The organism is Corynebacterium sp. MSK008, assembly GCF_030232585.1.
GTDB lineage: Bacteria > Actinomycetota > Actinomycetes > Mycobacteriales > Mycobacteriaceae > Corynebacterium.
Genome location: NZ_JASPJX010000004.1, coordinates 48,606 through 71,412 on the forward strand (window position 1 = coordinate 48,606; position 22,807 = coordinate 71,412).

The 22,807-nt window shown below is 65.1% G+C and carries 25 protein-coding genes; 10 read left to right on the plus strand and 15 right to left on the minus strand.

Translation table 11 applies throughout. The annotated features are described in order from the left end of the window. Nucleotides 1–10: 10 nt before the first annotated feature. The 5 genes from QP996_RS04315 to QP996_RS04335 are packed head-to-tail and all read left to right on the plus strand — an operon-like array spanning nucleotide 11 to nucleotide 3,472. Nucleotides 11–370 carry a hypothetical protein gene (locus QP996_RS04315; RefSeq protein WP_284871412.1) on the plus strand — a complete coding sequence of 120 codons (360 nt, stop codon included), beginning with the start codon at nucleotides 11–13 and terminating at the stop codon, nucleotides 368–370. Then, complete coding sequence (locus QP996_RS04320) at nucleotides 371–1,648, plus strand: alpha,alpha-trehalose-phosphate synthase (UDP-forming) (RefSeq protein WP_284871413.1); 1,278 nt, start codon at nucleotides 371–373, stop codon at nucleotides 1,646–1,648. Then, nucleotides 1,645–2,028 carry an META domain-containing protein gene (locus QP996_RS04325; protein ID WP_284871414.1) on the plus strand — a complete coding sequence of 128 codons (384 nt, stop codon included), beginning with the start codon at nucleotides 1,645–1,647 and terminating at the stop codon, nucleotides 2,026–2,028. Before QP996_RS04320 ends, QP996_RS04325 begins: the two co-directional genes overlap by 4 nt. Beyond that, the gene (locus QP996_RS04330) at nucleotides 2,025–2,720 is read left to right on the plus strand and encodes a trehalose-phosphatase (RefSeq protein WP_284871415.1); all 696 of its coding nucleotides are present in this window, start codon (nucleotides 2,025–2,027) and stop codon (nucleotides 2,718–2,720) included. Before QP996_RS04325 ends, QP996_RS04330 begins: the two co-directional genes overlap by 4 nt. Then, on the plus strand, nucleotides 2,702–3,472 hold the full coding sequence (locus QP996_RS04335) for a CE1 family esterase (RefSeq protein ID WP_284871416.1): 771 nt from the start codon (nucleotides 2,702–2,704) through the stop codon (nucleotides 3,470–3,472). Before QP996_RS04330 ends, QP996_RS04335 begins: the two co-directional genes overlap by 19 nt. Here the strand turns inward: QP996_RS04335 and rlmB are convergent. From rlmB to QP996_RS04380, 9 genes are all read right to left on the minus strand, one after another. Further along, entirely contained in the window at nucleotides 3,447–4,379 is a 933-nt protein-coding gene (rlmB, locus tag QP996_RS04340) for a 23S rRNA (guanosine(2251)-2'-O)-methyltransferase RlmB (RefSeq protein WP_284871417.1), read from the minus strand. The two genes, QP996_RS04335 and rlmB, sit on opposite strands and share 26 nt — an antisense overlap. Before the next feature lie 3 nt (nucleotides 4,380–4,382). Continuing rightward, complete coding sequence (gene cysS / locus QP996_RS04345; RefSeq protein WP_284871418.1) at nucleotides 4,383–5,708, minus strand: cysteine--tRNA ligase; 1,326 nt, start codon at nucleotides 5,706–5,708, stop codon at nucleotides 4,383–4,385. 11 nt (nucleotides 5,709–5,719) lie between these two features. Continuing rightward, on the minus strand, nucleotides 5,720–6,277 hold the full coding sequence (locus tag QP996_RS04350) for a hypothetical protein (protein ID WP_284871419.1): 558 nt from the start codon (nucleotides 6,275–6,277) through the stop codon (nucleotides 5,720–5,722). Then, on the minus strand, nucleotides 6,278–6,838 hold the full coding sequence (locus QP996_RS04355) for a hypothetical protein (protein WP_284871420.1): 561 nt from the start codon (nucleotides 6,836–6,838) through the stop codon (nucleotides 6,278–6,280). It abuts the gene before it with no gap. 9 nt (nucleotides 6,839–6,847) lie between these two features. After that, the gene (locus QP996_RS04360) at nucleotides 6,848–8,101 is read right to left on the minus strand and encodes a hypothetical protein (RefSeq protein WP_284871421.1); all 1,254 of its coding nucleotides are present in this window, start codon (nucleotides 8,099–8,101) and stop codon (nucleotides 6,848–6,850) included. 62 nt (nucleotides 8,102–8,163) lie between these two features. Further along, nucleotides 8,164–8,649, minus strand: coding sequence for a 2-C-methyl-D-erythritol 2,4-cyclodiphosphate synthase (gene ispF / locus QP996_RS04365; protein ID WP_284871422.1), 486 nt, complete (start codon nucleotides 8,647–8,649; stop codon nucleotides 8,164–8,166). Next, a complete protein-coding gene (locus QP996_RS04370; RefSeq protein WP_284871423.1) occupies nucleotides 8,646–10,118 on the minus strand; it encodes an HNH endonuclease signature motif containing protein in 1,473 nt (490 codons plus the stop codon). Before QP996_RS04370 ends, ispF begins: the two co-directional genes overlap by 4 nt. A 154-nt stretch (nucleotides 10,119–10,272) precedes the next feature. Next, nucleotides 10,273–10,950: a 2-C-methyl-D-erythritol 4-phosphate cytidylyltransferase gene (ispD, locus tag QP996_RS04375; RefSeq protein ID WP_284871424.1), complete on the minus strand. Its 678-nt coding sequence runs from the start codon at nucleotides 10,948–10,950 to the stop codon at nucleotides 10,273–10,275. Between the two features lies 1 nt (nucleotide 10,951). Further along, the gene (locus QP996_RS04380) at nucleotides 10,952–11,542 is read right to left on the minus strand and encodes a CarD family transcriptional regulator (protein WP_070844590.1); all 591 of its coding nucleotides are present in this window, start codon (nucleotides 11,540–11,542) and stop codon (nucleotides 10,952–10,954) included. A 166-nt stretch (nucleotides 11,543–11,708) separates the two neighbouring features. Here QP996_RS04380 and QP996_RS04385 point away from each other — a divergent pair, with 166 nt between their 5' ends. The 3 genes from QP996_RS04385 to QP996_RS04395 all read left to right on the plus strand — a co-directional run bounded on the left by QP996_RS04385 (nucleotide 11,709) and on the right by QP996_RS04395 (nucleotide 15,039). Next, nucleotides 11,709–12,254 carry a hypothetical protein gene (locus QP996_RS04385; RefSeq protein ID WP_284871425.1) on the plus strand — a complete coding sequence of 182 codons (546 nt, stop codon included), beginning with the start codon at nucleotides 11,709–11,711 and terminating at the stop codon, nucleotides 12,252–12,254. An 86-nt stretch (nucleotides 12,255–12,340) separates the two neighbouring features. Further along, nucleotides 12,341–13,693 carry a DNA repair protein RadA gene (gene radA, locus QP996_RS04390; RefSeq protein WP_284871426.1) on the plus strand — a complete coding sequence of 451 codons (1,353 nt, stop codon included), beginning with the start codon at nucleotides 12,341–12,343 and terminating at the stop codon, nucleotides 13,691–13,693. Nucleotides 13,694–13,698: 5 nt separating this feature from the next. Then, nucleotides 13,699–15,039, plus strand: a complete 1,341-nt coding sequence (locus tag QP996_RS04395) for a hypothetical protein (protein ID WP_284871427.1) — start codon at nucleotides 13,699–13,701, stop codon at nucleotides 15,037–15,039. Here QP996_RS04395 and QP996_RS04400 read toward each other — a convergent pair. Both QP996_RS04400 and QP996_RS04405 read right to left on the minus strand, forming a co-directional pair. Continuing rightward, nucleotides 15,032–15,715: a hypothetical protein gene (locus QP996_RS04400; protein WP_284871428.1), complete on the minus strand. Its 684-nt coding sequence runs from the start codon at nucleotides 15,713–15,715 to the stop codon at nucleotides 15,032–15,034. The two genes, QP996_RS04395 and QP996_RS04400, sit on opposite strands and share 8 nt — an antisense overlap. 9 nt (nucleotides 15,716–15,724) lie before the next feature. After that, nucleotides 15,725–16,345 (minus strand): carbonic anhydrase, encoded by a 621-nt coding sequence (locus QP996_RS04405; RefSeq protein WP_284871429.1) that lies wholly within the window; start codon nucleotides 16,343–16,345, stop codon nucleotides 15,725–15,727. Here QP996_RS04405 and QP996_RS04410 point away from each other — a divergent pair. Next, nucleotides 16,344–17,225, plus strand: coding sequence for an iron-sulfur binding domain-containing protein (locus tag QP996_RS04410; RefSeq protein ID WP_284871430.1), 882 nt, complete (start codon nucleotides 16,344–16,346; stop codon nucleotides 17,223–17,225). The two genes, QP996_RS04405 and QP996_RS04410, sit on opposite strands and share 2 nt — an antisense overlap. Here the strand turns inward: QP996_RS04410 and QP996_RS04415 are convergent. Continuing rightward, a complete protein-coding gene (locus QP996_RS04415; protein ID WP_074432070.1) occupies nucleotides 17,204–17,374 on the minus strand; it encodes a DUF4236 domain-containing protein in 171 nt (56 codons plus the stop codon). The two genes, QP996_RS04410 and QP996_RS04415, sit on opposite strands and share 22 nt — an antisense overlap. A 90-nt stretch (nucleotides 17,375–17,464) precedes the next feature. Between QP996_RS04415 and QP996_RS04420 the strand changes: the two genes are divergently transcribed. Continuing rightward, nucleotides 17,465–18,862, plus strand: coding sequence for an alpha/beta fold hydrolase (locus QP996_RS04420; RefSeq protein ID WP_284871431.1), 1,398 nt, complete (start codon nucleotides 17,465–17,467; stop codon nucleotides 18,860–18,862). Here QP996_RS04420 and QP996_RS04425 read toward each other — a convergent pair. The 3 genes from QP996_RS04425 to QP996_RS04435 form a co-directional block, all read right to left on the minus strand. Further along, entirely contained in the window at nucleotides 18,805–21,534 is a 2,730-nt protein-coding gene (locus QP996_RS04425; RefSeq protein WP_284871432.1) for an ATP-dependent Clp protease ATP-binding subunit, read from the minus strand. The genes QP996_RS04420 and QP996_RS04425 overlap by 58 nt on opposite strands. Nucleotides 21,535–21,664: 130 nt before the next feature. After that, nucleotides 21,665–21,967, minus strand: coding sequence for a CHY zinc finger protein (locus tag QP996_RS04430; RefSeq protein WP_284871433.1), 303 nt, complete (start codon nucleotides 21,965–21,967; stop codon nucleotides 21,665–21,667). Further along, the gene (locus QP996_RS04435; protein WP_284871434.1) at nucleotides 21,967–22,779 is read right to left on the minus strand and encodes a MetQ/NlpA family ABC transporter substrate-binding protein; all 813 of its coding nucleotides are present in this window, start codon (nucleotides 22,777–22,779) and stop codon (nucleotides 21,967–21,969) included. The genes QP996_RS04430 and QP996_RS04435 overlap by 1 nt, the downstream gene beginning before the upstream one ends. Between the last annotated feature and the right edge of the window lie 28 nt (nucleotides 22,780–22,807).

The window sequence follows — 22,807 nt, forward strand, 5'->3', positions numbered from 1 at the left end:
GGAGAACGTAGTGCCACCCAAGATCACCGATTCGCGCCCAACCGCTGAGGCGATGCACGCTGTTGAGGAGCAGACGGCTTCGGGTGCCCGTCGGATCGTGGCAACCTACGCCGAGGACTTCCTGGACGGCGTAACGCTGATGTCCATGTTGGGTGTTGCCCCGAAGGGCTTCGTGTACAAGCGTTACGTGGAGGATCTGGAGAAGGAGGCCGAGGAGGAAGCTCCGAAGAAGGCCACCAAGAAGAAGGCGACGAAGAAGAAGGCCACGAAGAAAAAGGCAAGCAAAAAGGCCACGAAGAAGAAGACCACGAAGAAGGCGTCCAAAAAGGCCACCAAGAAGTCGACGAAGAAGACTGCCAAGAAGGCCTAAATGGGGGACAACGAGTTCGTCGTTGTGGCGAACCGCCTGCCGGTGGACAAGGTGGGAGACTCTTACGAGGTCTCCCCTGGCGGCCTGGTCGCCGCCCTCGCCCCGGTTTTGCGCGCCCGTGAGGGGTGTTGGGTGGGGTGGCCCGGCAATATCGGGGAAACACTCGAGCCGTTCGAGTTCGGCGGCATCTCGCTTTTGCCGGTCTCCCTCGACCAGGACGATTTCGAGGGCTTTTACGAGGGTTTTTCCAACTCTGCGCTGTGGCCGCTCTACCACGACCTGATTGTCCAGCCGGAGTACAAGCAGGAATGGTGGGACCGCTACGTCGCAGTCAACCGCAAGTTCGCGGAGGCGACCGCTCACGCTGCTGCCGAGAACGCCACGGTGTGGGTGCAGGATTACCAGCTTCAGCTTGTCCCGGGGATGCTCAAGGCGATCCGTCCCGACGTGACCATCGGCTTTTTCCTGCACATCCCCTTCCCCGCCCCCGCGTTGTTCCAGCAGCTGCCGTGGCGCGAGGAGATCCTGGAGGGGTTGAAGGGCTGCGACCTGATCGGTTTTCAGCGCCACACCGATGAGGACAACTTCCGCCTGCTCACGGAGGACATCCGCACGGGCACTTTCCCTATTTCGATCGATTCGGGGGAGATCGCGACCGCGACAGACGAGCAGGTCAAAGCGTTACGCAGCGCCGTCGGCAGCCCGAGGCACCTGCTGCTCGGCGTGGACCGCCTGGACTACACGAAGGGTATTCTGCAGCGCCTGCTGGCCATCGAGTCGTTGCTGGAGGAGGGCAAGCTCTCCGACATCGCGTTTGTGCAGATTGCCACCCCGTCGCGTGAGCGCATTGAGCACTACCGCACTACCCGCAAGGATGTCGAGGAAGCGATCGGGCGCATCAACGGCCGCTTCGGCGAGGTGGGCCGTCCGATCGTGCACTACGTGCACCGCAGCGTGCCGAAAGAACACCTGGGCACCTTCTACGCCGCCGCGGACATCATGCTGGTCACCCCGTTCAAGGACGGCATGAATCTGGTGGCTAAGGAGTATGTGGCGGCCCACCCGGACGGGGACGGCGCGCTGGTGCTCTCCGAGTTCGCGGGTGCCGCCGTGGAGCTCGACCAGGCGTATTTGTGCAACCCGTTCGACCTGGAGTCCATCAAGGAGGCGATCCTCGAGGCCACCGACCCGGACACGACGCGCATGCGCCACATGCACGACTGGGTGATGGAGCACGATGTGGCCGCGTGGGCGAAATCGTTCCTGGAGGAGCTGTGAAGCGCGCTCTAGCAATCGTGCCACTGTTCGCCCTGGCCGCCTGCGCGCCCGCCCCCACGTGGCAGCTCGTCTCGCTGCGCACCAGCGAGGACCAGCCCGCCACTGAGACATCGGTTGCGCGCGTGCGTATCGACGACCAAAGGTTCACCGGCACCACCGGCTGCGCCGACGTGTCCGGCTCGTTCGAGGGCAAAGACACCATCACGCTGGAAAACATCACTCTCGGCGACCCGGGCGATTGCTCCGGCTGGGCCCGCTACACCCACGACCAGCTGGAACATCTCCTCACCGAGAACACGACCTTCCAGGTGTCCCGCCCCGCGGACTTCGAGATGATCCTCGTGGCAGAAACCGGCGAAACGCTAAGGCTGATGCGATGAGGCTGCTTGTTTGCCTGGATTTCGACGGCACCCTCGCCGAGCTGGATCCTGACCCGTACGCAGTGCGCATCCACCCAGATGCGGAAGTCGCCATCCGTCGTCTCGCCGCCATCCCAGAAACGGAAGTGGCCATCCTCACCGGCCGCCACATCGAGGGCATTAAACAGGTCCTGCCCGCAGACCTCCCAGTCACCCTGATCGGCTCCCACGGCGCGGAGCCGGGGCCACTACTTGGAAAAGAGGACCAAAATTACCTCGACCACATCGAAAACCAGCTAAAAACCTTCGCCACCGACGGCGCCTACGTGGAGGTCAAGCCCTATCAGCGCGTCCTCCATGTGGCGAAGGTGCAAAACCCCGACACCGCACAAGCCATCCTCGCCGCTGCAGACACCATCGACACCCATGGCCGCCCGAAAACGCACGGCCACAACGTCGTGGAGTTTTCCGCGGTGGAGATAACTAAGGGCACCTGGCTCAACGCCTACAAGCAGGCCTTCGACCGCACCATTTTCGCCGGCGACGACGACACGGACGAGCACGCGATGGCAGTGCTCGATGACACCGACCTCGGCATCAAGGTCGGCACAAAACCGTCGCGGGCCACCCGCCGGGTACCCGACGTCGACGCCATGGCACAATTGCTCACCCAACTCGCCGACGAAAGGGAAGCATGGAGCGCCACGCGCTAGTCCACCAGGGCCACGAGCGTCGCTGGATCGAGGTCGAAGGCACGACCAACGCCCTCCTTCTGGTCCTGCACGGCTCGCTGCAGTCCGGCAACGTGCTGCGCAACTTCACCGACCGCACCTTCGAGGGCCTCGGCCCCACCGTGGTCTACCCGGACGGCATCAAACACCACTTCAACGACCTGCGCGCGGGCTTCAACGAGGATGCGCGCCGCATGCGCATCGACGACGTCGGCTTTCTCACAAAACTTGTCGAGCACTACAACGCCGACACGGTCATCGGCTGCGGTTTCTCTAACGGCGGGCAGATGATCATGCGCCTGCTTTTCGACGCCCCAGGTCTGCTCACCGGCGCCGCCACCTTCGGCGCGTCGATGCCCACCGAAGACAACACGCTGACCACCGTCGATAACTACCAACCGACGAAGCTTCTGGCCGTCCAGGGCACGAAAGACAAGTTCGTGCCGTACGACGGCGGCGTGGCCGGTATCGGCGGCAACAACCGAGGAGAAACCCGTTCCGCACTCGACTCCGCCGAGTTCTTTGCGGAATTGAACGGGTGCGTCGGCCACGAAACGTCGATAAGCGAGAAGCTCCGCGTCGACGATTGGACCGGCGAGCACCCGGTCCGCCTCGTCTCCCTCGAAGGTGCCGGGCACATGGTGCCAGTAAACAAGGACCTCGACCCGCGGCTGGGCCACAACCCGAAGTCCCCGACCGGCGGGGAACTTATCCGCGAGTTCTTCTTTGCCTAGCAAACTCGCTTAGCACCACGCCCGCCGCGACGGAGGCGTTGAGGGATTCGACCCAGTCCTCCATGGGCACGGACATGATGACGTCGCAGTTCTCGCGCACCAGGCGCGAAATGCCCTTGCCTTCGGAACCAACGACGATGACCACGTTGTCGGTGGCCTGGTCGAAGGTGTCCAGGGTGTGCTCGCCGCCCGCATCGAGGCCGACCACGGTATAGCCGTTGTCCTGGAACTGCTTGACGGTGCGGGTCACGTTGGTCACCCGCGCCACCGGCAGCCGCGCCGCGGTGCCGGCGGACGTCCTCCACGCCACGCCTGTGACCTGCGCCGAGCGGCGCTCCGGGATGATCACGCCATTGCCCCCGAACGCCGCAGTCGAGCGGATCACCGCGCCGAGGTTGCGCGGATCCGTGATGTTGTCCAGCACCACGAACATGCCGGGGCCGTCCACAGATTCGAGCAGATCCTGGAAGTCCGCGTACTTGTACGGCTGGATCTTCAGGCCGACACCCTGGTGCATGCCGTTGCCAGTCATCGCGTCGAGCTGCTGGCGCGGCACCTCGTGCACCGGGATGCCCTTGGAGTTGGCCATTCCGACCGCCTCGCTGAGCCGCTCGTCGTGGCCGGTACCAGCCACCACGTACAGCGCCTCCGCCGGCACCTTCGCCTTCAGGCACTCCACCACCGGGTTGCGGCCGACTACCATGTCGGCGACCTCGCGGTCGTGGCGCCCCTGCGCGCGGCGCTGGCGGTCCAGCTTGCGCTGGTGCGCGGCGTGGTAGACGCGGTCTTCCGCCTTCGGGGTCGCGCCCTTGCCGCGCAGGCCGCGGCGGCGCTGCCCGCCGGAGCCCTTCGTGGGGCCTTTCTTGTTCTTCTTTTGCTTGTCGGGCCGCTCGTACGGTTTCGCCATGATTTACTCCTTCACCTGCCACTGCGGCCCGTCGGCCGTGTCGGTCACCTCGATGCCAGCCTCGGCCAACCTGTCGCGCACCTCATCGGCGGTCGCCCAGTCCTTCTCCGCGCGGGCGACCGCGCGCCGCTCCAGCTCGGCGCGCACCAGCACATCGAGCGCGTTGCTATTGCTTGTCGACGACGGCCACGCCCCCGGATCCACACCCAACACGGCCGCCATCGCACGCACCTGAGCCGCGATAGGGGCGGGATCCGAAGCCTTGTTGCCCTCGCGGACCAGGTTGTGGATCTCGGCGAGCGCCTTGGGCACGGAGAAGTCGTCGTTGAGCGCTTCTGCGAACCCGTCGGTCCAGGTCGTAGGCTCGGGCATGCCGGCGCGCTTGACAAATTCTTCGATGCGCCGGTAGCCGGCCGCCGCCTCCTGCAGCGCCTCCGGCGAGTACTCCAGCACGCTGCGGTAGTGGGCCGACCCCAGGTAGTAGCGCAGCTCCACCGGGCGGACCTGCTCGAGCATCGCGTCGATGGACAGCACGTTGCCGAGCGACTTCGACATCTTCTCGCCCGCCATGGTCACCCAGTGGTTGTGCATCCAGAAGCGCGCAAATCCATCGCCGGCGGCGTGCGACTGGGCCTGCTCGTTCTCGTGGTGCGGGAACTGCAGGTCCAATCCGCCGCCGTGGATGTCGAATTCGGAGCCGAGGTACCAGGTGGACATTGCCGAGCACTCCAGGTGCCAGCCGGGGCGGCCCGGGCCCCACGGGGTGGGCCAGCTCGGCTCGTCTGGCTTGGCGGCCTTCCACAGGGCGAAGTCAGGGTCGTCGCCCGTCATGTCCGCCAGCTTGTTGCCGGAGATCGAGCCGTAGTCTCCGCCGGCTTCCACCCAGGCGTTGACGTCGAAGTAGACGGAGCCGTCGCGGGTGTAGGCGAAGCCAGCGTCGATCAGCCTCTGCATGTAGTCGACCATCTGGGTGACGTGCCCGGTCGCGCGCGGCTCGACGGACGGCGGCAGCACCCCGAGGGTGTCGTATGCGCGGGTGAACTCGCGCTCGTACGTGGAGACCCACTCCCACCAGGGGCGGTTGTGCTCGCGCGCCTTGGTCAGGATCTTGTCGTCGATGTCCGTGACGTTGCGCACGAAGGCGACGTCGTAGTCGTTGGCCAAAAACCAGCGGCGGACGATGTCGAACGCGACACCCGAGCGCAAGTGCCCGATGTGCGGTTTGGCCTGCGGGGTGGCGCCGCACAGGTAGATCGAGACGTGGCCGGGACGGATCGGCTCGAAGTCGCGCAGCGTGCGGGTCTTGGTGTCGAAAATGCGTTGCTTCACAACACCGCAGTCTACAGCGACGACTCGTCCACCTTGAGCTCCGAGTAGCGTGCCTCGGGAACGCTGAACTCGTACGGTTTACCCACCGGCTCCCAGACCTGGTCCGCGCTGCATTTCACGTCCTGGGCGTCGCCGTCGAGCATGGTGAAGCCCCACACCAGCCTGCCCTGCTTCCCGGCGTCCAGGGTGTATGGGCCGACCACCTGGTTCAGCGACCAGCTGACCTGGTGCACGTAATTCCAGCCGTACGCGCGGGAGACGTTCTTCACCAGGTCGCCCTTCGGCGTGAAGGTGCCGGAAACCTCGAGGGTCTCAACCCGCTTTTCCTTCACGGTCTGCTCCACCGGAACCGGGCCTTCGGTGTCGTTGCCCACGCTCGCGGCGTCGGTCTGTTTGAACCAGCGGCGGGTCGCATCGACGTACGTATCTGTCATGCCCGGCGTGGCGCACCGGCTCCCCGGTGCGAGATCCTCGTTCCAGCGTTGCGGAAGCTCGAAGTCGTAGGACTGCGCGTTAGCGGGGGCAGCAAACAGCAGCGTTGCCGCCAGCGCAGGGATGACCCGTTTCATTTACGCACCCCAGTCGATGTTATCGCGGGTGCTCACGCGGACGTGGCGTTCCTTCGGCATCGTCGCGGTGAAGGTGTTGCCGGCTGCTTCCCAGGTGCCGTCTGCGCCGCACACGGTCTCCTGGCCCTTGAAGTCGGAGACGATCCAGCCGGCCTGCAGCACAGCAGTCTTGCCCGGGGCGATGTTGTACGGGCCGATCTTCTCGCCGACCTCGTAGGACTGCTCGTCCGTGTAGCTGGTGGAGAACGTGAACTGGATCAGCTTGGCCACGTCGAAGCTCAGGCCTGCGGTGACGTTCCAGGTCTTGGTCTTGGTTTCGGTGATCGAGCGGGTCACGGGCAGCGGCTCGTCGTTGTAGTTGGCCACGGTCCAGGTGCCGGCGGAGCCGTCGAAGTAGCTGCGGACGATTTCCACGGTCTGGCCACGGTCGCCTGGAACAGCACAAGAAGCGCCGATCGTGGTCGGGTTGGTTTCGTCGTAGGTGCGCTGCGGCAGGGCGTTGGCGGCCGGGGCGAGAGCGATAACGGCGGCGGTGGTGAGCAAAGCGATGGTGCGTTTCATGGTTGTTCCTTAGAGGTAGGTTTGGGTGGGTACGGGGAGGTTGCGGTACTCGTCCGGGGTGACGTCGATGACCCGCTCGGTTCCGTCCTTGCTGGTCACGGTGGCCTCCGCCCAGAAACCGGACGGTGCTGCCGACTGCGGGTGCGTGACCACGCGGGAGTACTTGCCGTCGCGGCCTGCGGAGATTTCGCTGTAGTTGATGCGCGTCATCGTGGTGCCGTACTCGACGCGGACTCGGTCGCCCGGCTTCAGGTCGATGGGTTTCAGCGGGGTGTTCACCGGCATGTAGGCGCGCTTGACCGCACCGACGGAGCTGAGCCAGCCTTCCGGCAGCCTGCCATCCTCGCCCATCCAGTTGAGGTACTGGTTGTTCTCCGCGCCGACGACGTAATCCGTCACGGGGCGGAAGGTGTAGTCACCCTTGGACCAGTTGAGGAAGTCCTGCGAGTACCCCGGCTTCCGGAAGGTCGGCGCCACCGCCTCGATGTCGTGCGGGTACCAGGCCTTGTCGCCCTCGCGTGCGGGCTCGTTCAGCTGCGGCCACTCCTCGTCGCGGCGGAAGGAAGCATCAGGCCTGACGACGGCGTCCCGCTCCCCCGCCACCTTCTCCAAGCTCGGACCAGAGGTGGCGGTGTACGTGTCGCCGGCAGGCCTCGAGTTTGCGCCCTCGGCACGGGCCGGGATTTCCATGGCCAGGTTGGACACGGAGCCGTCCGCCTTGATGATGTACGCGAACGCGTAGCGCTCCGCCGGGCCGGTGCCGCGGATGACGTTGGCGCCAGGGGCGTTGCGCAGCACGCCGTTGTCACAGGTGACGAACATGGAGATGAAGTCCTTCTCCAGCACGCCGTAATCCACGCGGAACGACTCACCCGGGCCGAGCTCGATCGGGCCGAAAGTCTCGCCCTCGATCCAGCCGTTGGACTCCTTCAGGCCGATATCGGTCTTCGCGGTGGTGTCCCAGCCACTCGGCAGCGCCGCCTTCGAGTTGGCCTCGATCTTGCGGTTCGTGCCCGTCTCCACCGTTGCCGTATAGGGCACGGTCTGGTCGGTGCGGTTGGTGAACTGGAGGGTGCCGTCCGCCAGGTAGCGGCGGGCGGTCTCGCCGTAGCGCCACTCGGGCGTGACACCGGCGCTGCACTCCGTATCCAGGTTCTCAATGGGGTACCCCTGCGGCATCGCCGGGACCGCCGCCGCGATGGGCGCGTGGGCCACCGCGACCGTTCCAAGCACCGCAGCGAGCGCTGTACGTATTTTTCGCATGCGCTCACGATAACCCTCCAACTTCCTGGCCGGAAGTTAAAACCGCAGGTAGGGAACTTTAGTTACGAAATAGGGAACTTTCGTTCCACCAACGCCGTCGCTATGGCCGCGCGACCCTCGCCCCTGCCGGTGAATCCCATGTGGTCCGTCGTCGTCGCCGAGACGGACACCGGGGCACCAAGGGCTTCCGAGAGGACCCGCTCCGCTTCCTCGCGCACCGGCGAGATCTTCGGGGTTTGGCCGATCAGTTGGGCGGAGACGTTGACGACGCTGTGACCGTGGGCGTCGAGAAGCTCTTTCAGCTCCTGCAGCAGTTGGGTACCTTTCACACCGTCATACTCCGGACGGCCGACGCCAACGAAGGAGCCAAGGTCGCCGAGGCCGGAGGCGGACAATACGGCGTCGACGATGACGTGGCTGACCACGTCGCCGTCCGAATGCCCCTCGCAGCCGTCCTGGCCTTCGTGGAGGATGCCGGCGATCCAGCATTCTTTCCCGGGTTGGATCTGGTGGGCGTCGAACGCCGTGCCTACTCGAAGATTTGTCATAGGTACGACGCTACTTCAGGCTCGCCGAAGTCGTAGTCGGAGTAGCGCTCCTGTAGCTCCTCGTATTCCGTCTCCTTCCATTGCCTTTCCAGTGCTGCGAGGACATTTAGGGTGTCCTCCGGCTCCTTTATGGGCGGGTAGTCGAACGTCATGCCGAACCTGTCCTCCATCGCGCGGATCGTGGCCATGCATGCGTCGTAGTCGAGGTCGTTTTCGTACTTCTCCACCGCGGAGTGGCAGCGGTTGTAAAACTCGGCACGGTCTTTGCGTTTCTGCCGCCGTTTCGCCAGCGTTGTCTTCCACCTCGGGTTCGTCGGCTGCAGATAGTCGGTGATGAACCCTTCCGGAGCCGAGACTTGGAAAGTGCCGTCCGAATGCAGCCACACTATTTCGCCGGTAACCGGATCGGGCACGTAGTAGACGCGGCGATCGGTCTTTAGGTTGTGGTGGTGCGCACAGAGGCTAAACAGGTTTGAGGCGGCGGTCTTGCCGCCTTCGTTGAAGGGGATGCGGTGGTCCAGCTGGCAGTTTTCGGCCTTCACGCTGCAGCCGGGCCAGAGGCACACCCCGTCTCGGGCCTGCACCAGCGCACGGATGGCGGCGATGGGCACGTACGCCTCAGTTTCGGCGTCTTCTGCTTCATCCAGGTCCACGACGTGGGGCGGGTTGTCCTCCAGCATCTGTTCCACTGCGGCGGTACCGTCCGCGTCGGTCCATCCGAAATTCGGGATGTAGTACGAGCTGCCCGGTGTCTTCGACGTGAACATGTAGAGCACGACCTTCGGCGTCGCACGAATCTCGCCGGTGAGGATGGCCTTGATTGCGTCATCCCTCGAGAGCTTGTGCTCGCGCGCCACCTGTTCGGTGAAACGCTCCATTAGGGCGACCGTGACGGGGTCGCCCTCCACATTCAGCCCGGCATCGCCGTCGTCTTGGCCGTAGAAGTGGCTGCGGCAGGTGCCGAACGGCAGATCCTTCTCCTTCTTCCTGTCCTTGATCTTCTTCTGGTTCGGCGCCAGGTCCGAATCGATGCGCTGGATCCGCTCGCGCAGGCGGCGACGCAGCGAGCTTGGCGACGGCAACTCCGCCCCCACACGTCGCGGCGTGAAAACCTTGACTAGGTACTCGTCCATGTCGGCGAGAATGTCTGGCGTGGCCAAGTGGTTGAGCCGGTTCAAGGTGGACTCGATGGCCGACAGGCGTCTCACGTCCAACCGGCGGGTCTCTTCCTGCAGCGCCCGTAGCTTCGGCAGATCAGCTAGCACCGAATACCCAAGAATCCCACTTTCAGCCCAACCCTGGCTCTCCCCTACGGCCATCGCAATCGAATAGGCCTCTAGTTCGAAGTCCTCCACTTCTACCAACGGCTTGGCGTAGCGGTGGAAGATCTGAAACTCCGCTTCCCGCATCGCCTGGCCTGCAGCGGCGATCGCACAGCCTTCCCGCTCCGTTGCAAATGTTCCGTTCACGTTTCACCCTCCTCTCGAAACTAATATCGAAATTAATGCCGACGCATGTCCCATGTCAAGGGTTTTCCAAAAGTTTTTTCGGATAAGTTTTCGATCCCACGATAAGACGAGATCTCCCCACGCGTACCTATAGCAAACGACCCCGACACGGGCCTTAAAGCGCGCCAACCACGCTTTCCGCCAACCGTAAATCCAGCGGGGTGGTGATCTTGAACGCCATGGGATCCCCCTCCACGGACACGACCGGAACACCGAACCACTCCATAAGGGAGGCGTCGTCGGTGGCGACGAACGCTGGCTTCTCGGCGAGGTACTTTTCGTTCGCCTCGCGCAGCATCCGCAGGTCAAAGCCCTGCGGCGTCTGGGCAGCGCGAAGCGCAGAACGGTCCAGGGTCTCTTCGACAATCTCCCCCGAAACCCGCTTCACCGTGTCCGCCACCGGCACCACGGGCACCACGGCAGGGGCGCCGCGAAGCACCGCGTCAACTACGCGCGAAACCATCGCCGCGGGGGTTAGCGCGCGGGCGGCGTCGTGGACGACCACGCAGGCGTCGTCAAGCGAAATTGCTTTGAGCGCCGCGAAGATGGAGTCCGCGCGCTCCGCACCCCCATGCACGAACCGGACCTCATAGCCGGCCAGAAGCTCGCGGGCGCGCGTTTCCATCGACGGGCTGACCACTACGACCACGTGGTCAACGACCTCGGTCATCGTCGCCACGGAGCGCTCCAGCAGCGTCCGGCCACCAAGTTCCACATAAGCCTTGGGCACTTCGGCACCCAGTCGGGTTCCCTGGCCGGCGGCGGCGACGACCGCCACAGTTTCGCGGCGCAATTTACTTGTCGTCGTCCTCGTCGTCGAAGGAGAGGTCGTCCAGATCCACCTCGTCATCGTCGTCGACCTGGCCCGGATCAACGGAGATGCCAGCCTTGACCTGCTCGTCGATGATGGCCTGGATCTGCTTGTCCATCTCGTCGACCTTCTTCTCGTCCACCGGCTCCGCCAGCGCAAGCTCGCCGACGAGAATCTGGCGCGCCTTGCCCAGCATGCGCTTCTCACCAGCGGAAAGGCCCTTACCCTGGTCGCGGCGCCAGAGGTCGCGGACCACCTCGGCGACCTTGTTGATGTCGCCGGACGCGAGGCGCTCCTGGTTGGCCTTGTAGCGGCGGGACCAGTTGCCCGCCTCCTCCACGTCGGTCTCGCGCAGCACGGAGAACACCTTCTGCAGGCCTTCCTCGTTGACCACGTCGCGCACACCGACAAGCTCGGAGTTCTTCACCGGGACGCGCACTTCAAGGTCCGAGTGGAGAATCTGCAGCACCAGGTAATCGAGCGTCTCCCCGCGCATCTCGCGCTGCTCGATGTCGGCGATGCGGGCCGCTCCGTGGTGCGGGTACACGACCACTTCTCCGACCTTGAATTCCATTGCGGCTCCTTGCGTCGTTGGGCGAAGTTCAGACCTCAACACCCTACCACCGAGCTTTTTGCTTATCGACGACCAAAGGTCGGCTCGCCCAATAGGGGGAGCAAGTGGGAAAACTTGCTGTGCAGACGCTAGAGTAATGCGGAGAAAACCCTCGAATGAGTTGATGATGGAGGACACCCCCGTGAAGTCCCTGAAGCGCGTCGCTGCCGCTGCCGTCGCCGGCTGCGCCACCCTGGCCCTCGTCGGCTGCTCCGCCGGCCAGATCACCCAGACCTCGAACCAGGTTGCGGCCGTTGACGGCGCAAGCGCCTCCACCGAGGACGGTTCCGTCGCCGTGCACGACGTGACCGTGGTGCTGGCAGAGGACGGCCAGGCCGCCCTGAAGTTCACTGCCACCAACCAGGACACCTCCATGAAGGACCACACCCTGAAGTCCGTGGAGGTGGACGGCAAGCCGGCGACCGTTTCCGGCACCTCCGCTATCGCCTACAACTGCGCGCTGGTCGCGGATTCCAAGGACGGCCTGGAGCGCATGCCGCAGGACAAGAACGACAACTGCATCGAGTACACCGCGACCACGCTGGCGAACGACGACTTCGCCTACGGCGGCAACGTGCCGGTGACCTTCAACTTCGACACCGGCTCCCTGGATGTCGTAGCCACTGTGTCGGCTCCGACCCTGGCTTCCGGCCAGGTCGACCGCGAGGTCTAATCTTCCTTCTTCCGAAACCGCTGGCTTGACCAGCGGTTTTTCCGTGTTCGAACACCGTGTCGGGGCCGTGTTATACGGTGTGGCGCATGGCAAAGAAACCCCGTGTGATCCACACCTGCACCGAGTGCGGCTACTCCTCCCCCAAGTGGCTCGGCCGCTGCCCCGAGTGCGGGTCCTGGGGCACGCTCCAAGAGGAGACGCCGGTTGCTTCGGGCCCGGTGAAGACGTCCTCGCTGACACCGTCCGCCCCTGCGAGCCCGATCACGAAGGTCGAGGCCGCGGCGACGAAGACGGTGAAGTCGGGCATCCGGGAGCTGGACCGCGTGCTCGGCTCCGGTGTAGTGCCCGGCTCCGTCGTGCTGATGGCGGGCGAGCCCGGCGTGGGCAAGTCCACGCTGTTGCTGGAGGTGGCGTCTCGCTGGGCGAAGCAGGGGCGCAAGGCGCTCTACGTCACTGCGGAGGAATCCGCGGGCCAGGTCCGCGCCCGCGCCGAGCGCACGGAGGCGCTGGTGGACACGCTGTATCTGGCCGCCGAGTCCAACCTGGACGTGGTGTTTGGGCACGTGGAGCAGCTGAAACCTTCGTTGCTGATTGTGGATTCGGTGCAGACCATGCACGCCGCCGGCGTCGAAGGCGTGGCCGGTGGCGTGGCGCAGTCGCGCGCGGTGACGGCGGCGCTGACCACGCTGGCCAAGACCACGAATATCCCGGTGCTGCTGGTGGGGCACGTGACCAAGGACGGCAACGTGGCCGGCCCGCGCGTGCTGGAGCACCTGGTGGACGTGGTGTTGAACTTTGAGGGGGACAGGCAGTCGTCGCTAAGAATGCTCCGGGGCATTAAGAACCGCTTCGGCGCCACTGACGAGGTCGGCTGCTTCGAGCAGACCTCCGGTGGCATCCGGGAGGTGCCGGATCCGTCCGGGCTGTTCCTGTCTCACCGCGGGAAGACGCCGGACGGCTCCGCGGTGACGGTGGCGATGGACGGTGTGCGCCCCATTCTCGCCGAGGTGCAGGCGCTGACCGTGGATCCGGTGAACAAGAGCCCGCGGCGCGTGGTCACCGGCCTGGATTTCAACCGGGTGCCGATGGTGCTGGCGGTGCTGCAGGCGCGCTGCGGGGAGCGCACCAACGACAAGGATGCGTACGTGGCCACCGTCGGCGGGGTGAAAATCACGGAGACGGCCACGGACCTCGCGGTCGCGTTGGCCACGTGGTCGAGCCTGCACGAAAAGCCACTGCCTGCGAAAACAGTGGTTGTGGGCGAGGTGGGGCTGGCCGGGGAGATCAGGCGCGTGCCCAACCTCGGCCGGCGCCTCCAAGAAGCGGCGCGCATGGGCTACACCGGCGCGATCGTGCCTGCCGGGGAGAAGCTGTCTATCGACGGTCTGACGGTCCGCCCCGTCTCCACCCTCGTGGAAGCGCTCTCCTTGCTACAGTAGGCGCCATGAAATCGGGGGAAATTCAGCGGGCTATTCATGTGCTCCGCGAACACACGGCAGATGCAAACCATGTTGTTGCAGTGATTGAGACGGCGACGTTTCTGTTGCGGGGAGGGCTGCACGACCAGGCGTTCGGCCTGGTCTCCGGCACCGAGCCGTTCATCGAGCATCCGGCGGAGGCGATGGACGCCCTCGGGGAATTCTTCGCCGTCGCGGCCGAGGCGGGGCTGGGGGAATATCCGCTCGTGCGGTTCACCTCCCCGCGATGGCCGGGCACGGACCCGCAGGTGGCGTCGCTGGCGAAGGCGTTCGGGGGACGGTGCAGGCAGGTCGAGGTGTCCTCCCTCGACCTGGCGGATTTTGCGGACACGGTGGTGTTTTCGTTGACGGCTCCAACTGGCGCGCACCTGCCGGAGCCGGACCAGCTGGTGGAGCAGGTGATGGTGCTGCAGGACCTGGACCTGGGCACGGAGCAGGCCCGCCAGATCTTCGACGCGGCCGGCGCGGTGGCGTTCCACCCGTCGCTGGACTACGTGGTGGTGTTCCAGTTGGCACTGTTGGCGGACGAAGCCCGGCGGCCACTGGACGCACTGGCGTTTCTGGATGCGCTGTCACGGTTGCCGGAGCGAATGTGCCCCGGCATGGAGGAAATAGATCTCGCGCTGGTCAAGGCCGGGAACTACATGGATTTGGGCGCCACGCGCGACGCCGCGGCGTGCCTGCTGCTGGACACCGCCGGCGCAGACCCAGACACCGCGCTGCGCCGGTATTCGCTAGTGATGCGCAGGCTGCTGCGCGCAGACGCGTTCGACGCCGCGCTGTACCTGGTCTCCCCCACCCGGGACATTGTGGACGCTGGCGAAGGGGAGCTCTGGTGGCGCTTGCAAGGTGCGTCGGCAGTGGCGCAGTGGGTCGCCTCCGCGGCCGATCCCGGGTTCGGGCAGCTGTGGCCGTCGGCGCGCGCCCGTCTTGAGCTCGCGTTTTCGGAGTATATGGAAAGCGGTGCGTTCGACGGTCTGGGTTCTCAGTACGTCGGCAATGTGGTCACCGCTCTGCAGAAAACACAGCGCGCGACGGAGGCGGTGGACCTGTCGTCGTGGGCACTGGCGGTCGCGGCGAAAACGGACAACCCGAAAGAGACCCTGTTTACGCTCTGCGACAACGCGGTGTCCCTGTTTTGCTGCGAGCGCTTCGAGGAATCCGCGATGGTGTTTGAGTCGGTGCACCAGCGGGCCCGTGAAGCCGACGACGCGGAGGCGATGGGGTGGGCCGTGAGCTACCTGCGCGACTTCGCAGTGTTCTCGGGCTCGCCCGCGTATTCGCAGGCGCTCGAGAGGCTTAGGTGATGTTGAAGGGGCTGGCGTCGGAGGCGTTGTCCCCGATCACGCCGTGCAGGAAGTAGGATCCAGCCTTCACTTCCGGGCGATTGTCGCACTGCCCCGGTTGCGATGCGGTGGCGGACCAGCGGGCCTCCCAGCGGCGCTTCTCGCCCGGCGCGAACTCGACGTTGCCTGCCGCGACCGGCGGGTAGCAGTCGGTGTCGGACCAGATGCGGTCGTTGGTGGCCATGTCGTAGACCTCGAAGCGCAGCAGGTCATCGTCCAGGTTGATCACGCAGTCGGCGTCGGTGGGGTTTTCCACCTCCATGTAGAACACCGGCTGGACCCCAACCGCATACGAGGGCTGGTTGCTGGAGGCGTGGATCTTCAAGTCAGCCAGCTCGCAGCTGCCCTTCTTCACCGGAGCGGCGGCGGTTTCCTCGCTGGGCTCGGTCGGTTCGGTGGGTTCCGCCGAAGAGGTCGTGCTTTCCTCCGAAAGCTGCACCGTCGGCTCGGTGGCCAGGGTGGTTGACGGGGCTTCTGCGGTGGTTTCGGTAATGTTTTCCGTCTCGTCCGTCTTTCCGCTGCGGGCGAACGCGGACAGCCCCCAGACCAAAAGCGCCACAACCACCAGCAGGATGACGAGTGCCGCCACGCGGCGGCGCATGTAGATCTCCGGAGGAAGTGGGCGCTGGTTCGACATGCCTATAACTTAATCGCCGAAGTTTTCGTAGGTGGTCTCGACACGGCCGTCGGACAGGCGGTATCTCGCACCGACAACCCCGACCGTCTTCTGCTCCAGCCCGGAAATGACGGATGGGATGCGCGCCACCAGGTGCTCCGCACCGTTGCGGGCGTGCGCCTGCTCCACCTGCTCGCCGCGGGTTTTCGCCTCGGCCACGGCCGGCGCGATCTTCTCCACGAACACACGCGTCAGCCCCGGAGGGATGTCGCCGGACTCGAGCGCGGAAACCGCGGCACCTACAGCACCGCACTTCTCGTGGGCGAGGAAGAGCACCAGATCCACCCCGAGGCCATCCACCGCGAACTCGACGGACGCCGACACCGCGGAGTCCACGCAGCCGCCGGCGGTGCGGATGACAAAGATGTCGCCGAATCCAGCGTCGAACAGCAGCTCCACGGGTACTCGGGAGTCGGAGCAGCCCACCACGCACACCGCGGGGTTCTGGCCCGAGGTGAGCTGCTGGCGGGTGGCTGGGTCGCGGCGCGGGTCCGCGGTGTTGCCGGTGGCGAAGCGCTCGTTGCCGGCTTGGAGCAGCTCCCACACCTCGCGGGGTGTGGTGGCGGCCTGGAGATCGGTTACGTCAGTCATGGCCACTATTGTTGCACGCATTGTGACGAAACTTCCCCCAAACAAGATCATCGATTGGTACCGGGCCAACGCCCGCGAGCTGCCGTGGCGTTCAGTTTCGGTTTCTCCGTGGGGTGTGCTGCTCAGCGAGGTGATGAGCCACCAAACCCAGGTCGAGCGCGTCGCTCCGATCTGGCAGGAATGGATGGGGCGATGGCCCACCCCGGCGGCGTTCGCGCAGGCGAGCACCTCCGAAGTTTTGCGTGCCTGGGGCAGCCTGGGCTACCCGCGCCGGGCTCTGCGTCTGAAGGAATGTGCGCAGGTCATCGTGGATGAGCACGGCGGGGAGGTGCCGGAGGACGTCGATAAGCTGCTGGCGCTTCCCGGCATCGGCGACTACACCGCGCGGGCGGTGGCGTGCTTCGCGTACGGCAAAAATGTGCCGGTTGTGGACACGAACGTGCGGCGCGTGGTCGCTCGGGTGGAGCGCGGCGAAGCGCTCGGGGCGCCCGGCAAGAAGGAAATCGAGCAGGTTGCGGCGCTGCTACCTGCGGAAAATGGCCCCGAGTTTTCTGTCGGGCTGATGGAGCTCGGCGCGCTCGTGTGCACGGCCCGGGCGCCGAAGTGCGAGGAATGTCCGGTGAGTGACGGATGCGCGTGGCTCGCAGCAGGCAGGCCTGAGGCCGAAGTGAAGAAGCGTGCTCAGCGCTTTGTCGGCACCGACCGCCAGGTGCGCGGCAAGATCATGCGGTTGTTGCGGGAGTCCGACAGCCCAGTGGAGCAAAAGCTTATCGACGACCTCTGGCACGACCCCGCACAGCTTTCCCGCGCGCTATTTTCCCTGCTCGAAGACGGTCTGGCCGAGCAGGACGAGAAGGGTTACTTCCACCTGCCGCGGTAGTGGAGCCCGCCGGGCAGCTTCACGTACACGCCGCCGCGGGAATTGAAGGTGACCGGCCCGATCTTCTTCGATGCGGACACGCCGGACTTGGAGTAGTTGAGCCAGCTGCCGTCGCTGATCTTTTGGCGCTTGCGGTACTGAATTCCCATGGACGGGAGCTTACACTGCTCCCCATGCGTAAACGGTGGTGTCTTTTTGCTGTCCCGCTCCTGATTTGTCCCTCTGCGCACGCTGAGGACTTGAGTGCGGAATCGTTGTCTTCCCTGTCGTCGGTTGGCTCGTCCGCCTTCGAGGTGATCGGTGACGCGTCGTCGCTTTCGTCTCTCCCAGAGCTGTCTTCGCAATCGCTTGACGGTGCGGCGGGCAACAACCCCGGCAAACTCGACGCGAAGAAGCGGGTGTTGGGGTCCAACGGCAAGCGCATCCGCTACACCTCCGTCAACGAGCGCGGCGAGAAAGTGCCGGTCACCGGCGCGCTGTACGACCGCCCGTTTGCGAAGGGCCTGATCGTTCTCGCTCCGGGCACGCGCGGCCTGGGCGACCAATGCGCGCCGTCGGCGGCATCGTCGATGCTGTCGTCCCTCGGCCCAGACGGCACGGTGAACATCAACTACGAGGTGCCAATGGTGCAGATGCTTCTCGACGACGGCTACCGCGTGGTAGTCACCGACTACATGGGCCTGGGCACCGACGGCCTGCACACCTACCTCAACCGCGTCGACCAGGGCCGGGCGGTGATTGACGCCGCCCGGGCCGTAGCCAAACGCGGCGAGAAGGTGGCGTTCTGGGGCTACTCGCAGGGCGGTGGCGCAGCTGCGGCGGCCGCGGAGCTCGTCGGCGACTACGCCCCGGAGCTCAACGTGGTGGGGACGTTTGCCGGCGCTCCCCCTGCCGACCCCCTAGGCGTGCTGCAGCAGGCGTCCGCGCCGATGCTCACCGCCGTGGCCGGTTTCGCCGCCGCGAGCTACTCGGAGACCTATCCCGAATTCCGCGAGGCTCTCGACGGGTATCTCACCGACGACGGCAAGGCCCTGCTAGAGGACCTGAAAACCTCGTGCGTGGTGGACGCCTCAAGGAACGCCCCGAAGATCGCCGGCGACATCTTCGTCGACGGCAAGACCTTCGCCGACATCGCGGAGGAAGACGAGCGCATCGGCAAATACCTCGAGCACAACAAGCTGGGCAAGGTGAAGCCGAACGCGCCGATCATGGTGCTGACCAACCCGGACGACGACCTTGTGCCGGAGCCGCAGGCCACCCAGCTGGCCGAGGACTACTGCGCAATCGGCGCGGACGTGGAGTACCGCCGCGTGGTGGTGCCGGGGTCGCCCACGCAGCCTTTGTCGTCCGGCCGCCGCGAGCTCACCCCGCGCGCGCCGGGCTCCGGCCACGCGCTGCCGCTGCTGCTGCAGACCGGCAACGTCTCGGACTGGCTGTCCGACCGTTTCAAGGGCAGGCCCATGAAACAGGTCTGCCCCTCCGACCACCCCGAGTATGAGGTGGTGGAGGGGCTCAACGCCGTGGAGATCACCGCGATCGTGTTCTCCACTCTCGGCGCCCTGGGCTTGTGGGCTTACGCTTACACCGGCTCGGGGCCGTTGCCCTCGTTGCCGTCTTTGCCCTCGCTGCCCTTCTGATCTTCCCGCTCGTCCGGGAACTCTGAGGCCTCGGATTCCGGCTGGGTGCGCTCCGGCTCGATGTCGCGGACTTCGTCCTCCGGCTCCACGTCGAAGGCCTCTGCCGGCAGCGGGCGCGGGCGCGGGGTGAAGGTGAACTTCGCGTCCGGCGCAGCCTTGCCGCGCTCCTTGCGCGCGGACTCGACGTCGCCGTCCCAGCCCTCGACATCCACGGTGATGATCTCGCCGGCGCCGATCTCGCCGAACAGGATCTTCTCCGACAGGATGTCCTCGATCTCGCGCTGGATCGTGCGACGCAGCGGGCGGGCGCCCAGCACCGGGTCGAAGCCGCGGACCGCGAGCAGGTTCTTCGCGTTCTCGGTCAGCTCGATGCCCATGTCCTGCGCGGCCAGGTTCTTGTCCACGCGGCCGATGAGCAGGTCCACCATCTTGACAATCTCGTCCTGGCTGAGCTGCTTGAACACCACGATCTCGTCGATGCGGTTCAGGAACTCCGGGCGGAAGTGTTTCTTCAGCTCGTCGTGGACCTTGCCCTTCATGCGCTCGTACTGCGCATCGGAATCCGCGGCGGTGTCGCCGGTGAAGCCCAGGCCGACCGGCTTGGAGATGTCAGAGGTGCCCAGGTTCGAGGTGAAGATCAGCACCGTGTTCTTGAAGTCCACATTGCGGCCCTGGCCGTCAGTGACGTGGCCTTCTTCGAGCACCTGGAGGAGCGTGTTGTAGATCTCCTTGTGCGCCTTCTCGATCTCGTCGAAAAGCACCACGCTAAACGGCTTGCGGCGCACCTTCTCGGTGAGCTGGCCGCCCTCCTCGTAGCCGACGTATCCCGGAGGGGCGCCGAAGAGGCGCGAGGCGGTGAAGCGGTCGTGGAACTCACCCATGTCCACCTGGATCAGGGAGTCGTCGTCGCCGAAGAGGAACTCGGCGAGCGCCTTGGACAGCTCTGTCTTACCCACACCGGACGGGCCAGCGAAGATGAAGGAGCCGGACGGACGGTTCGGGTCCTTCAGGCCGGCGCGGGTGCGGCGGATGGAGCGGGAGACTGCCTTGACTGCCTCGTCCTGGCCGATGATGCGCTTGTGCAGCTCATCTTCCATGTTGAGCAGGCGGTTCGACTCGCTCTCGGTGAGCTTGAACACCGGGATGCCGGTCCAGTTGGCCAGCACGTCCGCGATCTGGTCCTCGCCCACCTCGGCGATCTCCTCCAGATCGTCGGAGCGCCACTTCTTTTCCTTGGCGGAGCGCTCCTCCCCCAGCTTGCGCTCGGTGTCGCGCAGGCCGGCGGCTTTTTCGAAGTCCTGGGCGTCGATCGCCGCTTCCTTCTCCTTGCGCACCTCGGAGATGCGGTCGTCCACCTCGCGCAGGTCCTCCGGGGCGGTCATGCGCTTGATGCGCATGCGGGCACCGGCCTCGTCGAGAAGGTCGACGGCCTTGTCCGGCAGGAAGCGGTCGTTGATGTAGCGGTCCGACAGCGTCGCTGCCGCCTTGAGGGCGTCGTCGGTGTAGGACACGCGGTGGTGCGCCTCGTAGCGGTCGCGCAGACCCTTGAGGATCTGCACTGTGTCTTCCACGGACGGCTCGTCCACCTGCACAGGCTGGAAGCGACGCTCAAGGGCCGCATCCTTCTCAATGTGCTTGCGGTACTCCTCCAGCGTGGTCGCGCCGATGGTCTGGAGCTCGCCGCGCGCCAGCTTCGGCTTCAGCAGCGAAGCCGCGTCAATAGCGCCCTCTGCGGCACCCGCGCCGACGAGGGTGTGGATCTCGTCGATGAACAGGATGATGTCGCCGCGCTGGTTAATCTCCTTGAGTACCTTCTTCAGGCGCTCCTCAAAGTCGCCGCGGTAGCGGGAACCCGCCACCAGGGAGCCCAGGTCCAGGGAGTAGACCTGCTTGTCTTTCAGCGTCTCCGGGACCTTGCCGTTGGCGATGTCCAGGGCGAGGCCCTCCACCACGGCGGTCTTACCCACACCGGGCTCACCGATGAGCACCGGGTTGTTCTTGGTGCGGCGCGACAGCACCTGCATGACGCGCTCGATCTCCTTGTCGCGGCCGACAACCGGGTCGAGCTTGCCCTCCTTCGCGGCCGCGGTGAGGTTGCGGCCGAACTGGTCCAGCACCAGCGAGTTGGAGCGCTCGCCGCCCTGCGGACCACCGCCGGCGCGCGGGCCTGCGCCTGCGCCCGCGAAGCCCGGCTGGCCCTGCTGCGGGGACTCCGGGTTCTGGCCCTCGCCGCCCTCGTAGCCGGACAGCAGCTGGATAACTTGCTGGCGCACGCGTGGCAGATCCGCGCCGAGCTTGATCAGCACCTGGGCTGCCACACCGTCGCCCTCACGGATGAGGCCGAGCAGCAGGAACTCGGTGCCGATGTACTTGTGGCCCATCTGCAGGCCCTCGCGCAGGGAGAGCTCCAGCACCTTCTTCGCGCGCGGGGTGAACGGGATGTGGCCGGTCACCGGCTGGGTGCCGTGGCCGATAATGTCGATGACCTCGCGGCGCACGTCGTCGAGGTTGATGCCCATGGACTCGAGCGCCTTCGCTGCGACGCCCTCGCCCTCCTTGATCAGGCCGAGCAGGATGTGCTCGGTGCCCATGTAATTGTGGTTGAGCTCGCGCGCCTCCTCCTGTGCAAGGACGATGACGCGACGGGCCCGGTCGGTAAACCGCTCGAACATGTGGCTGACCCCTTCTTTCCTAAATCAGTTGTTCACCACCATAACGCTGGGGTCCGACATCACTTCCCTGGTTTGTGCGCGCGTACCCGCATGGTCGTCGATAAGCGCAGGTGAGAGGCAATGTTCACCCTTAGCGAACAGGCCGAAAGTACACGTCTTCGTGGGCCTTGCATCCGGGGTTAAAAGGGTGCCCGCACGAGGGGCAGGACGCGCCGTATTCGGCATGCGTCATCATGCGCCCGCAAGCGCCGCACATCACGGAGGGCAATTGCCTATCGACGGGCACGAAACCGTGATCGGCCAACTCATCGTGGCACAGCGAGCAGGCCCACAATTTCTCACATTCGCCGCACGTGTTGGCAACGACGTCGCGCTCAGAGTGCCAGTGAGCGCAACGCCCTTGCCCATCGACGTCGATTCCGTGGATCACCATTAGTTCGCTGGGATGACGGAACCGTCGTACTTTTGCTGGATCCACTCTGAGGTTTCAGCGGAGGTCAGGTCCGCCGCGAGCGCGTCCATGCGCGGGTCTTCGGCGGCGTCGGCGTTTGCGACAAGGATGTTCACATACGGGTTGTTCTCCGGGCTTTCCGCAATGATGGAATCTTCCACCGGGTTCAGCCCCGCTTCCAGCGCGAAATTGGAAGAGGCGATCACGCCGTCAACAGAGTCGTCGGACAGGGACTGGATCACGATGGTGTCGTCGACCGGGACAATTTGGATGTCCTTCGGGTTTTCCGTGATGGACTGGAGGTTGATCTTGGACACGTTGGTCGGATCGATTTCCTGGTCCAGGCTAATCACACCGTTCGTCTCCAGCAGGATCAACGCGCGCGCAAGGTCCGACGGCGAGTTCGGAGTCGCTACCTTGGCGCCCTGCGGAAGCTTGTCGATGGAATCGATGCTGGTGGAATACATCCCCATCGGCTCGATGTGCACGCCAGCGACGTTCACCAGCGTCTCGCCGGTCTCATTTTCCCAGTCGTGCAGGTACGGCGGGTGCTGGTAGAAATTCGCGTCGGCCGAACCATTGGACACCGACATATTCGGATCCGGTCCGCCGGGCACGACTTTGATGTCCAGCTCGTAGTCCGGGTTCGCCTCGTCCACGTACCGCAGTATCTCAGCGTGCGGGGTGGCCGCAGCGAGCACGGTAATCGGCTTGTCGCTTCCAGATTCGGTCGAGCACGCGGCGGCACTCAAGCCCAGCGCTGTGGCTACCGCAGTTGCAGCAAATCGCTTCATGGGAACTTCCCTCCAAACAAAAATGGAC

What these genes read in the sequence shown, in the direction of transcription:
- QP996_RS04320 (WP_284871413.1), top strand. Translation starts at nt 371, where the DNA reads ATGGGGGACAACGAGTTCGTCGTTGTGGCGAACCGCCTGCCGGTGGAC.
- QP996_RS04330 (WP_284871415.1), top strand. Translation starts at nt 2,025, where the DNA reads ATGAGGCTGCTTGTTTGCCTGGATTTCGACGGCACCCTCGCCGAGCTG.
- QP996_RS04335 (WP_284871416.1), top strand. Translation starts at nt 2,702, where the DNA reads ATGGAGCGCCACGCGCTAGTCCACCAGGGCCACGAGCGTCGCTGGATC.
- rlmB (WP_284871417.1), bottom strand. Translation starts at nt 4,379, where the DNA reads ATGGCGAAACCGTACGAGCGGCCCGACAAGCAAAAGAAGAACAAGAAA.
- QP996_RS04350 (WP_284871419.1), bottom strand. Translation starts at nt 6,277, where the DNA reads ATGAAACGGGTCATCCCTGCGCTGGCGGCAACGCTGCTGTTTGCTGCC.
- QP996_RS04355 (WP_284871420.1), bottom strand. Translation starts at nt 6,838, where the DNA reads ATGAAACGCACCATCGCTTTGCTCACCACCGCCGCCGTTATCGCTCTC.
- QP996_RS04360 (WP_284871421.1), bottom strand. Translation starts at nt 8,101, where the DNA reads ATGCGAAAAATACGTACAGCGCTCGCTGCGGTGCTTGGAACGGTCGCG.
- ispF (WP_284871422.1), bottom strand. Translation starts at nt 8,649, where the DNA reads ATGACAAATCTTCGAGTAGGCACGGCGTTCGACGCCCACCAGATCCAA.
- QP996_RS04380 (WP_070844590.1), bottom strand. Translation starts at nt 11,542, where the DNA reads ATGGAATTCAAGGTCGGAGAAGTGGTCGTGTACCCGCACCACGGAGCG.
- QP996_RS04385 (WP_284871425.1), top strand. Translation starts at nt 11,709, where the DNA reads ATGGAGGACACCCCCGTGAAGTCCCTGAAGCGCGTCGCTGCCGCTGCC.
- radA (WP_284871426.1), top strand. Translation starts at nt 12,341, where the DNA reads ATGGCAAAGAAACCCCGTGTGATCCACACCTGCACCGAGTGCGGCTAC.
- QP996_RS04395 (WP_284871427.1), top strand. Translation starts at nt 13,699, where the DNA reads ATGAAATCGGGGGAAATTCAGCGGGCTATTCATGTGCTCCGCGAACAC.
- QP996_RS04400 (WP_284871428.1), bottom strand. Translation starts at nt 15,715, where the DNA reads ATGTCGAACCAGCGCCCACTTCCTCCGGAGATCTACATGCGCCGCCGC.
- QP996_RS04410 (WP_284871430.1), top strand. Translation starts at nt 16,344, where the DNA reads ATGGCCACTATTGTTGCACGCATTGTGACGAAACTTCCCCCAAACAAG.
- QP996_RS04405 (WP_284871429.1), bottom strand. Translation starts at nt 16,345, where the DNA reads ATGACTGACGTAACCGATCTCCAGGCCGCCACCACACCCCGCGAGGTG.
- QP996_RS04415 (WP_074432070.1), bottom strand. Translation starts at nt 17,374, where the DNA reads ATGGGAATTCAGTACCGCAAGCGCCAAAAGATCAGCGACGGCAGCTGG.
- QP996_RS04425 (WP_284871432.1), bottom strand. Translation starts at nt 21,534, where the DNA reads ATGTTCGAGCGGTTTACCGACCGGGCCCGTCGCGTCATCGTCCTTGCA.
- QP996_RS04430 (WP_284871433.1), bottom strand. Translation starts at nt 21,967, where the DNA reads ATGGTGATCCACGGAATCGACGTCGATGGGCAAGGGCGTTGCGCTCAC.
- QP996_RS04435 (WP_284871434.1), bottom strand. Translation starts at nt 22,779, where the DNA reads ATGAAGCGATTTGCTGCAACTGCGGTAGCCACAGCGCTGGGCTTGAGT.